Origin of the sequence: Paradesulfitobacterium ferrireducens (assembly GCF_017310645.1) — a bacterium.
GTDB lineage: Bacteria > Bacillota > Desulfitobacteriia > Desulfitobacteriales > Desulfitobacteriaceae > Paradesulfitobacterium > Paradesulfitobacterium ferrireducens.
Genome location: NZ_JAFLRH010000012.1, coordinates 41,349 through 49,852, shown reverse-complemented (window position 1 = coordinate 49,852; position 8,504 = coordinate 41,349). Strand labels below are relative to the sequence as shown.

The 8,504-nt window shown below is 52.8% G+C and carries 9 protein-coding genes and 1 pseudogene; 1 reads left to right on the top strand and 9 read right to left on the bottom strand.

Annotation, left to right across the window (positions count from 1 at the left end; translation table 11 throughout):
- A pseudogene (locus J0X21_RS04260) lies at positions 1-324 on the top strand (IS1634 family transposase); the annotation flags it as partial.
- A gap of 187 nt (positions 325-511) precedes the next feature.
- Here the strand turns inward: J0X21_RS04260 and J0X21_RS04255 are convergent.
- The 9 genes from J0X21_RS04255 to J0X21_RS04215 all read right to left on the bottom strand — a co-directional run bounded on the left by J0X21_RS04255 (position 512) and on the right by J0X21_RS04215 (position 8,477).
- A complete protein-coding gene (locus J0X21_RS04255; RefSeq protein ID WP_206810953.1) occupies positions 512-958 on the bottom strand; it encodes a flagellar export protein FliJ in 447 nt (148 codons plus the stop codon).
- 35 nt (positions 959-993) lie between these two features.
- Positions 994-2,211, bottom strand: a complete 1,218-nt coding sequence (gene fliI, locus J0X21_RS04250) for a flagellar protein export ATPase FliI (protein WP_236006068.1) — start codon at positions 2,209-2,211, stop codon at positions 994-996.
- A 13-nt stretch (positions 2,212-2,224) separates the two neighbouring features.
- On the bottom strand, positions 2,225-3,175 hold the full coding sequence (locus J0X21_RS04245; RefSeq protein ID WP_206810951.1) for a FliH/SctL family protein: 951 nt from the start codon (positions 3,173-3,175) through the stop codon (positions 2,225-2,227).
- On the bottom strand, positions 3,159-4,163 hold the full coding sequence (gene fliG, locus J0X21_RS04240) for a flagellar motor switch protein FliG (protein ID WP_206810950.1): 1,005 nt from the start codon (positions 4,161-4,163) through the stop codon (positions 3,159-3,161). The genes J0X21_RS04245 and fliG overlap by 17 nt, the downstream gene beginning before the upstream one ends.
- Positions 4,164-5,756, bottom strand: a complete 1,593-nt coding sequence (gene fliF / locus J0X21_RS04235) for a flagellar basal-body MS-ring/collar protein FliF (protein ID WP_206810949.1) — start codon at positions 5,754-5,756, stop codon at positions 4,164-4,166.
- Between the two features lie 196 nt (positions 5,757-5,952).
- Positions 5,953-6,282 (bottom strand): flagellar hook-basal body complex protein FliE, encoded by a 330-nt coding sequence (gene fliE / locus J0X21_RS04230; protein WP_206810948.1) that lies wholly within the window; start codon positions 6,280-6,282, stop codon positions 5,953-5,955.
- A 6-nt stretch (positions 6,283-6,288) separates the two neighbouring features.
- Entirely contained in the window at positions 6,289-6,804 is a 516-nt protein-coding gene (gene flgC / locus J0X21_RS04225; RefSeq protein WP_206810947.1) for a flagellar basal body rod protein FlgC, read from the bottom strand.
- Positions 6,805-6,814: 10 nt separating this feature from the next.
- Positions 6,815-8,047, bottom strand: a complete 1,233-nt coding sequence (locus J0X21_RS04220; protein WP_206810946.1) for a protein-glutamate methylesterase/protein-glutamine glutaminase — start codon at positions 8,045-8,047, stop codon at positions 6,815-6,817.
- Positions 8,031-8,477, bottom strand: a complete 447-nt coding sequence (locus tag J0X21_RS04215) for a chemotaxis protein CheW (protein ID WP_206810945.1) — start codon at positions 8,475-8,477, stop codon at positions 8,031-8,033. Before J0X21_RS04215 ends, J0X21_RS04220 begins: the two co-directional genes overlap by 17 nt.
- Between the last annotated feature and the right edge of the window lie 27 nt (positions 8,478-8,504).

The window sequence follows — 8,504 nt, the reverse complement described above, 5'->3', positions numbered from 1 at the left end:
CGGATCATGAAAAGCGAGTTTAAAGCCCGACCAGTGTACTTAAGTCGCGAAGATAGAATTAAAGCACATTTTACTACCTGCTTTATGGCCCTCATCATTTATCGATTATTGGAAAAGAAACTAGGAAATAAGTTTACATGCAGTGAAATCGTCAACGGATTGAGAGAAATGAATTTCTATGAGATCAAGGGCGAGGGATATATACCGACCTACACAAGAACTGATTTTACAGATGCTCTGCATGAATCTTTCTACTTTCGAACAGATTTAGAGATTATAAAAAAGACACAGATGAAAAAAATTCTAAGCACGACTAAGAAATAAAAAATTACTCACTTTTTTAAAATACAAAAAAAGCTTGAACACCTTGCAAATACAGGGCTTTCAAGCTTTTTATAGTTTTTAACTGTCAAAGATGAGAGAGTAACAAATCATCACGCGAATGTAACCCTAGACTCAGAATTCGGCATGTCTTACTCCTGACTCCTGACTCCTGAATTCTGGATTCTGACTACTGAACGGTCATCTTCTGCCAGTACAAGACCTGTCCGGCCTCATCGAGGATCTTCTGTTCTCTGTTTTCTTCGGCTAAGCGGAAAAGCTTAAGTTGCCTTTCCTTAAGACGCCGGAATTTTTCGGCCTCCCGGTGGGCCGCGGCCAGTGCTTCCCGGCATTTCTGTACGGTTTGGGCCTGGCCTTGAACTTCTTTTTCCTTTAAGCGCAAAAGTTTAAGGCAATTCTCAGCGTATTTCTGCCAAATTCCGAGATCCCGAGGACTTGTGAGCCCTGCCGTCCGTTGCCCGGCTGCGGCTTGGAGCCAGGTGTTTTCACACCGGTTCCGTTCGTATTCAAGCTGCTTTAGCTTCTGCACCTCCTGAGCCAAACGGCGCAGTTCCTGATCAAGGGCTATCTCTGCCAGGCGCAGGCTCGCCTCAAGCCGGAAACGGAATCTCGGCATTCTCAATTCCTCCTCAAGCTGACAGCTTTAACTTCTTAGATTATGAAGATTTGCTCCAGTTGCCTAAACATCCGGTCAAATTCCACCTCTTCGTCCGTGCCTTGCCTTAGAAAGGCGCGGATCTTGTCTATGTAGGCCAACGCCGCGTCAATACGCGGGTTGGTTCCGTGCACGTACGCTCCGATATCGATTAAATCCTTAGCTTCCTGATAGACAGCCATATGCTCGCGCACCCGGGCCGCCAGTTCCAAGTGCCCCGGAGCCGCTATATCTGTCATGAGCCTGCTCACGGACTGGAGTACATCAATCGCGGGATAGTGGTTCTGCCGGGCCAACTCCCGGGTGAGTACAATGTGACCGTCTAAAATCCCGCGCACACTGTCCGCGATCGGTTCATTGTGGTCATCCCCATCGACCAGGACGGTATAGATTCCGGTAATGCTCCCTTTTTCGGCCATCCCGGCGCGTTCGAGCAGTTTGGGCAGAAGGGCAAACACAGAGGGCGGATACCCCCGGGTCGCCGGCGGTTCCCCGGCGGCCAGGCCTACCTCTCGTTGGGCCATGGCAAAACGGGTTACGGAGTCCATCATTAATAAAACATTCTGCCCTTGATCACGGAAATACTCCGCGATGGCCGTCGCCGTAAATGCCGCTTTCAGCCTGAGCAAGGCGGGCTGATCTGAGGTTGCTACTACGATCACCGAGCGTTTTAAGCCCTCCGGCCCTAAATCCTTCTCCAGAAAATCCCGCAGTTCCCGGCCGCGCTCGCCCACAAGTGCGATCACATTAATATCCGCTTCCGTGTGGCGGGCCATCATCCCAAGCAAGGTGCTTTTACCCACACCGGATCCGGCAAATATCCCCATTCTCTGCCCGCGTCCCAAAGTAAGCAAACCGTCAATGGCTCTTACTCCTACACTAAGGCTTTCGCTAATCCGAGGCCGGAAGAGTGCATTCGGAGGAGCACTTTGCAGCGGATAAACCTGTTCACACAGCAGAGGTTTCCGGTTCAAGGGCTGTCCCAGGGCATCCAGGACCTTGCCCAGCAGATTCGGGCCTACGGGTACAGCCAGTTTTTTCCGCTGAGGTATTACCCTATCCCCTGGCGCAATACCGTCTAACTCAGCCAAGGGCATGAGCAGGGTGGTCGTATCTCTAAACCCGACAACTTCCGACGGCACTTCCTTGCCGGTACGCGTCCGGATCAGGCAGTATTCCCCCACACTGACCCGCGGCCCGGCCGATTCAATCATCAAGCCTACGATCTTAGCGACCTGACCCAGGGAAAGAATCGTTTCCGTATTCTGCGTGATCTCTGCCAACCTCTGCCACTGCCCCACGTTTCAATTCCTCCTGCAATATCTCTTCCAAGCGTTCAAGCTGGGGAATAATCCTGGCATCAAAAATCCCTTCCTGGCATTCCAGCCAACAGTCCCCACGATCCAGACTCTCATCTTCAATCCACGGGCAAGGCAGGGCATCCGGTCCCAAAGTTTCGATCCAGGCAGCATCCTGAGCTGATAGATGAAGCCGCCATCCTTGGCGTTCCTGGGGAAGGAGGCTTAAAGTCTTGACAATGGCTAAGAGCTGCACGGGCTCCACTTTCAATTCCGCCCGCACCAGGCACTCAGCGATCTGAATAGCCAGGTGCAGCAGGTCTTCTTCCGCTTTAGCATATTCCTGTGCCAGTGCAGTTTGCGCCAGCTTGAAGAGGGTATGGGCTTCGGCCCGGAGAGCAGCGGCTTCTTCCCTGCCGGTGCGTACCCCCTCCTCATAGCCTTCCTGCCGCGCTTGGGGGAGTACCTCCGCCCGTATTGCAGCCTCAAGCTGCCGCCGGTAGCTTTCCTCCTCGGCCCGGGCCTGTACCCGCAGCTTCTCCGCCTCCAGTTCAGCCTGACGCCGGATTTCGTGCGCCTCCGCCTGGGCTTGGGCGATTATCTCTTCTGCCCGGGCTTTGGCTTCACCAATGGCTAGGCGTTCCTGCTCACTATACCGACTAAGGAATTCATCTTCCGGCTGACTTTCATCCCCCGGCACACCATATTGGTCCCAATAACCCGGTTCAGCGCCAGGGCTATTCGTTTCCATGTCAATCTTAACCACGGTCAAGTGAGATGCCAGCCGTTGAAAAGCATTCGCTTGGCAGTCCAGCACCCGGGGAGCGGCAACTTCTACAGCACAACTTTTAACCACACGCGGACTAGTAAATGATTTCATCACTACCACCCCTGGAAATTACAATAGCGCCACTTTCTTCAAGCTTGCGGATGACCTTGACAATGCGCTGCTGCGCTTCTTCCACATCACGCAGGCGCACCGGACCCATAAACTCCATATCTTCCTTGAGCATTTGCGCAGCCCTAGCCGACATATTGGACTGCACTTTTTGAGAAACCTCCGGATTCGACCCTTTTAAGGCCAGAGCCAAATCTTTGGTCTCCACTTCACGCAACACCAGCTGGACACCGCGGTCCTCGAGCATGACAATATCTTCGAACACAAACATCTGGCGCTTGATCTGTTCCGCCAGATCCGGATCATCGATTTCCAGAGTGTCCATTACATTCTTAAGCGTTCCCGGATCAGCCCGGTTCAGCATATCCACCACACTCTGAATCCCGCCGGAGGTGGAATAGTCTTGCGGGGCCAGGCTTGAGATCTTGCGTTCCAGCACTTTCTCAATCTCTTTTAAGACTTCCGGGCTGGTTCTTCCCATTAGAGCCATGCGTTTGGCCACATCGGCCTGGCGCTCCGGCGTCAGGCTTGAGAGCAAAATCGCGGATTTATCCGGCGGTAAATGCGACATAATCAGGGAAATGGTCTGAGGATGCTCCCCCTGGATAAAGGAAAGAAGCTGCTTCGGATCAGTTCGGCGCACCAGGTCAAACGGCCGCATTTTCAAAGAGGAAGACAAGCGGGTAATGATTTCAAACGCCTTCTGTTCCCCCAATGCGCGCTCCAACACCTCCCGGGCATAATCAATCCCGCCCTGGGCGATATAATCATTGGCAATACACATTTGATGGAACTCATCAATCACCTGATTGCGGTTTTCCGGAGCAATCTTGCGAATGTTTGCCATTTCGAGCGTGAGCTGCTCAATCTCAGCTTCACTTAAATGCTGCACCACGCGTGCCGAATGTTCCGGACCCAGCGTAATGAGGAGAATAGCAGCTTTTTGAATACCAGTTAAGCCTTGTGCCATCTATTTCTCCTCCGACAGCCAGGTTTTCACCAAACGGGCAACCTCATCCGGATTGTTGCGGGTATAGAGTTCTACGGCTTCCTTAACCTTTTGCTTTTCAATTTCCTCGGCACTCTTCGCTTGCTTCTGTGCCAGCTTTAGCTTGGCTTCTTCTTCAGCTTGTTTTTGGGACAGCAAAAGCTCTTCCGCTGCCGCCAAGGGCATAGGCTCAAATCCTCCGGCCATGGCCAAGGATCCCGAGGCCTGCTTAAACTTCGAGCGTGAGCGCCAGAGAATTAAGAGAAAGAGAATTCCCAACAACAATCCGGCCCCAAGTTCAGCGTAGGTAAGAATTTGCTGCTTCTTCTCCGCTTGAGCCATAGCGGCCTTTTCTGCCATCAGAGATTGCTTGTCAAAGGGTATGGCCGCGATCTGGATCTGATCGCCGCGGTTCACATCAAGTCCAGCGGCCGAAGCTACGACTTCCTTGATTTGATCGGCTTGGGCCTGGGTCACTGTCTCCCCGTCAAGCATCACAGATACCGAAAGGCGGGAAATCGAACCCGGGTTAATGGTCCGGTCCGTTTGCGTCATATCAACTTGGAAATTTTCCGTGGTTTTGGTGCTATTAGAACTGGAAGTATTGCCGGAGGCCGCCGGAGAAGGATAAGTCGGGACATTGGCATTCACACCCGTACCGCCCCCGGTCGTTGGGGCGCTGGTACTCGTTTCGGTGGAGGTTTCCCGGCTCACAACCGCACCCGGACCGACTTTTTGCTCTTTGATTGAAACCTGGTCGAAATTGAGTGTGACATTGGCCCGGACCACGGTTTTACCCGGCCATACATGATCCAGCATGCTTTGAACATTTTTTTGAATCGTATCTTCCATCCCCTGCTTCAGTTGAAGCTGGGTTCCGGTCAACTGATGCGGATCATTGCTTTTGCCCAAGATATCGGAGAGCACAGTCCCGTTTGTATCCACAATGGTCACATTCCCGACGTCCAGCCCTTCGACCGAAGCAGCCATCAGGTTGGCAATCCCCCGAATCTGGTCATCCCTCAACTTAGTGGCAGGAGCAAGCTTTAAGGTCACGGCGGCTGTGGGTTTTTTCTCATTCTCCACAAACAAGGATTGCTCCGGCTGCACGATATGCACTCTGGCGTCTTCGACTCCGGCCAGAGTCTTAATGGTGGTCTCCAACTCGCTTTGCAGACCCAAAAGTTGGCGCAGTTTGCGGTCTGCATCCGTCTCCCCGATACGCATTTGATTTAAGTAGTCATAGCTGAATTTACTCCCTTGGGGCAAGTTCGCACTCGCCAGTTGCAGCCGCGCTTCGGCCGCCTGATCCTGGGGCACCAAAATATTCGTGCCGCCATCAGCCAGCTGGTATTTGAACTTAAGATCGACGAGTTTATTGCGAATCGCTGCGGCTTCAGCCTCTGTTCCTTTATAAATGGAGACATAATTGGGCTGACTGGCCCAGATTATCAGTCCGAAGAGAGCGACCGCCACCATCAGAGGAGCAACGATCGTTATCATTCTCTGCGGGCGAGAAAGATTTTGCCAAAACCCGCCAACCGATTTTTTAATCCCACCCCAGGAAAAATCCATGGTGCTCCTCCTTTTCTATTGGGATAATTTACCTTGTGTTTCCCCTATGGAAATATAGCGTTGGATTCGTATAAGTTAATAACAGGTACTCAGTACTCAGAAGTCAGTACTCAGAATAGGGAACACGTATCTCTTAAACCCCTAAATTCTACATTCTGACTCCTGACTCCTGAATTCTGACTCCTTACTCTAATAACTAAATCTGCATACGCATCATTTCATTGTAGGCATCGAGCACTTTATTACGCACTTCCACAGTGAGAGACATTGAGAGGCTCGCTTTCTCCAAGGCGATGATGGCTGTGTGCAGATCCTGAATCTGTCCGGTCGCTAAACCGGCACTGGCTGCTTCTGCATTTTGTTGAAGCGCATTGACCTGATCAATGGCTTCCTGAAGGAACTTGCTGAAATCAACCCCAGCCTTGGCCGCACCGGCAGCCCCAGACGGGTTACCCGCTGCAGCCGTTTCCACCGCTTGTCCGATGGGCGGCAGGGGAAGGAGGGGCATAATCCCGTTAACACTCATCTAACCTTACCCCCTTCCGATTTCGAGAGCCTTAGCAGCCATTGACTTACTGGCATTGAGCGCAGTGACATTGGCTTCATAGGCACGCGAAGCCGAGATCATATCTACCATTTCCGTAACAATATTCACATTAGGCAGTCTGACATAGCCCGCTGGGATCCCCGGCTCAGTCACAGCAGCTGCATCAGGGGATTCCGGATTATACTCCAAGCGGAACGGGGCTTCATCTTCCGCGATTGCCTGTACCTGGACGCCGTTTCCTGCAGGAGAAGGGACAGTAAGAGAGGCGGTTTGCCCGTACCGGCTGACCGTTTCCTTAAACACCTGGGCAAAGCCGGCTTCCGGCGGGCGCGGGACAAACACGGCCACTTGCCGCCGGTAAGGAATGGGGTTGCCCGCAGCCGTTGTCTGTCCGGTGCGGGTGGTATTCACATTGGCTATGTTATTGGCAATTAAATCGAGACGCAAGCGCTGGGCTGTAAGACCGGATGCACTGATATCAATGGCTTGAAAAACTCCCATATAGGCTTACTTACCTCCTTAGGACACAGTCCGTAATGGTTTTCCCGATTTCTCCCAAGGGCACGATGCGATCCGCCAGTTTAGCTTCTACCAAAGCCCGGGGCATTCCGTACACCACACAGGTTTCTTCAGCCTCAGCAATCGCAAACCCCTCCAAGGCTTTAATCTCACGCATCCCCCGCAACCCGTCATTGCCCATGCCGGTCATGACCACGCCCAGCGTTCCCTTCCCTACTTCCTTGGCCAGGGAGAGGAACATGACATCTACCGAGGGCCGGTAGAGCGTGGTGATGGGTGCTTCATCCGTAATATGCAGGAAAAGCTGGTCTCCGCGGCGCTGCACCTGCATCTGCCTGCCTGCCGGCGCAATATACACTTTACCGGCCTTTAACGCTTCGCCGGTTATTCCTTCCTTAACCTCAAGGGCACATAGGCTGTTTAAGCGCTCAGCCAAAGGGGCGGTAAAGCCCGGCGGCATATGCTGGGCCACAATCACCGGCACCGGAAAATTTGCCGGAAGCTGGGGAAGCACGGCCTGAAGCGCGGAAGGCCCGCCTGTAGAAGTCCCAATGGCCACAATTTCAGGCGCATGCTTAGGCCAAAGAGTTCGTTCTGATAGATGTATTGTTTGACCCATGCCGGTTACCGCAGCCATTGCTCCGGGTGCACTCGTTCTTTTGATAGCGCTGGCTCCAGAGGCTGTACCGGCTGTACTACCCAAGGGTCGCAGGGCGGAACCTTCAGGGGCAGCTGTTATACCAGCGGCAGCCGCGCCCGTGGTTCTACTTCCGCCTGAAGCTGAAGCCCTCGGCCGCAGACGGGCCAAGTTTACTCCGGCAGCGGCCTTAATTTTATCAATCAACTCCTGGGTTAAAGCTTGCAAATCTGCTCCCGGCCGCCCGGAGGGCTTTGCCACTGCATCAAAGGCCCCTAAATCAAGGGCTCTCAGCGTAGCTTCCGCTCCCTGGGTCGTAAGGGAACTTAGGACAATGACCGGGGTCGGCTGCCAGCGCATGATCTCATCCAGAGCCTGCAAGCCGTTGATTACCGGCATTTCTACATCCATGGTCACAACCTGGGGTTTCAGTGCCTGTAATTTGGCAATCCCTTCCCGTCCGTCTCTCGCCGTATCCAAGACCTTGATGTCCGGGTCTTGGCTCAGTATTTTTTGGATGGTTAAACGCATAAAAGGAGAATCATCCACAATGAGCACGCCAATCCGGGTATCAGGCGCTAAACTCATGATTCATCTCTCCACCCATGATATGGTCTAGGTCCAAGAGAATCAGCAAACGTTCCCCGATTTTACCCACTCCGCGGATAAACTGGGAGTCCATGCCTAAAGCGACAGGGGGCGGCGGTTCAATCGAGCCACTGTCAAGGCGCAGCACTTCGGTTACGGCGTCTACCCGAATCCCGAAGACCTTTTTTTGAACCTGGAGCACGATAATCCGGCTGAGGTCTGTTTCCTCAGCCTTATCCATGCCAAAGCGCTTGCGCAGGCTGACCACGGGAATTACATTTCCCCGTAAATTGATAACTCCTTCTACATACGGAGGTGCCTTAGGAACCCTAGTGATTGGTGGAATACGGATAATTTCCTGAACGAGCATAATATCCACCCCAAATTCTTCCGAGCCCAGGCCAAACGTCACCAGTTGTTCTTCCGCCATAAACAAACCCCCTTTTTCGATTTAGAT

What these genes read in the sequence shown, in the direction of transcription:
- J0X21_RS04215 (WP_206810945.1), bottom strand. Translation starts at nt 8,477, where the DNA reads ATGGCGGAAGAACAACTGGTGACGTTTGGCCTGGGCTCGGAAGAATTT.
- fliE (WP_206810948.1), bottom strand. Translation starts at nt 6,282, where the DNA reads ATGAGTGTTAACGGGATTATGCCCCTCCTTCCCCTGCCGCCCATCGGA.
- J0X21_RS04220 (WP_206810946.1), bottom strand. Translation starts at nt 8,047, where the DNA reads ATGAGTTTAGCGCCTGATACCCGGATTGGCGTGCTCATTGTGGATGAT.
- J0X21_RS04255 (WP_206810953.1), bottom strand. Translation starts at nt 958, where the DNA reads ATGCCGAGATTCCGTTTCCGGCTTGAGGCGAGCCTGCGCCTGGCAGAG.
- J0X21_RS04245 (WP_206810951.1), bottom strand. Translation starts at nt 3,175, where the DNA reads ATGAAATCATTTACTAGTCCGCGTGTGGTTAAAAGTTGTGCTGTAGAA.
- fliG (WP_206810950.1), bottom strand. Translation starts at nt 4,163, where the DNA reads ATGGCACAAGGCTTAACTGGTATTCAAAAAGCTGCTATTCTCCTCATT.
- flgC (WP_206810947.1), bottom strand. Translation starts at nt 6,804, where the DNA reads ATGGGAGTTTTTCAAGCCATTGATATCAGTGCATCCGGTCTTACAGCC.
- fliI (WP_236006068.1), bottom strand. Translation starts at nt 2,211, where the DNA reads ATGATTGAATCGGCCGGGCCGCGGGTCAGTGTGGGGGAATACTGCCTG.
- fliF (WP_206810949.1), bottom strand. Translation starts at nt 5,756, where the DNA reads ATGGATTTTTCCTGGGGTGGGATTAAAAAATCGGTTGGCGGGTTTTGG.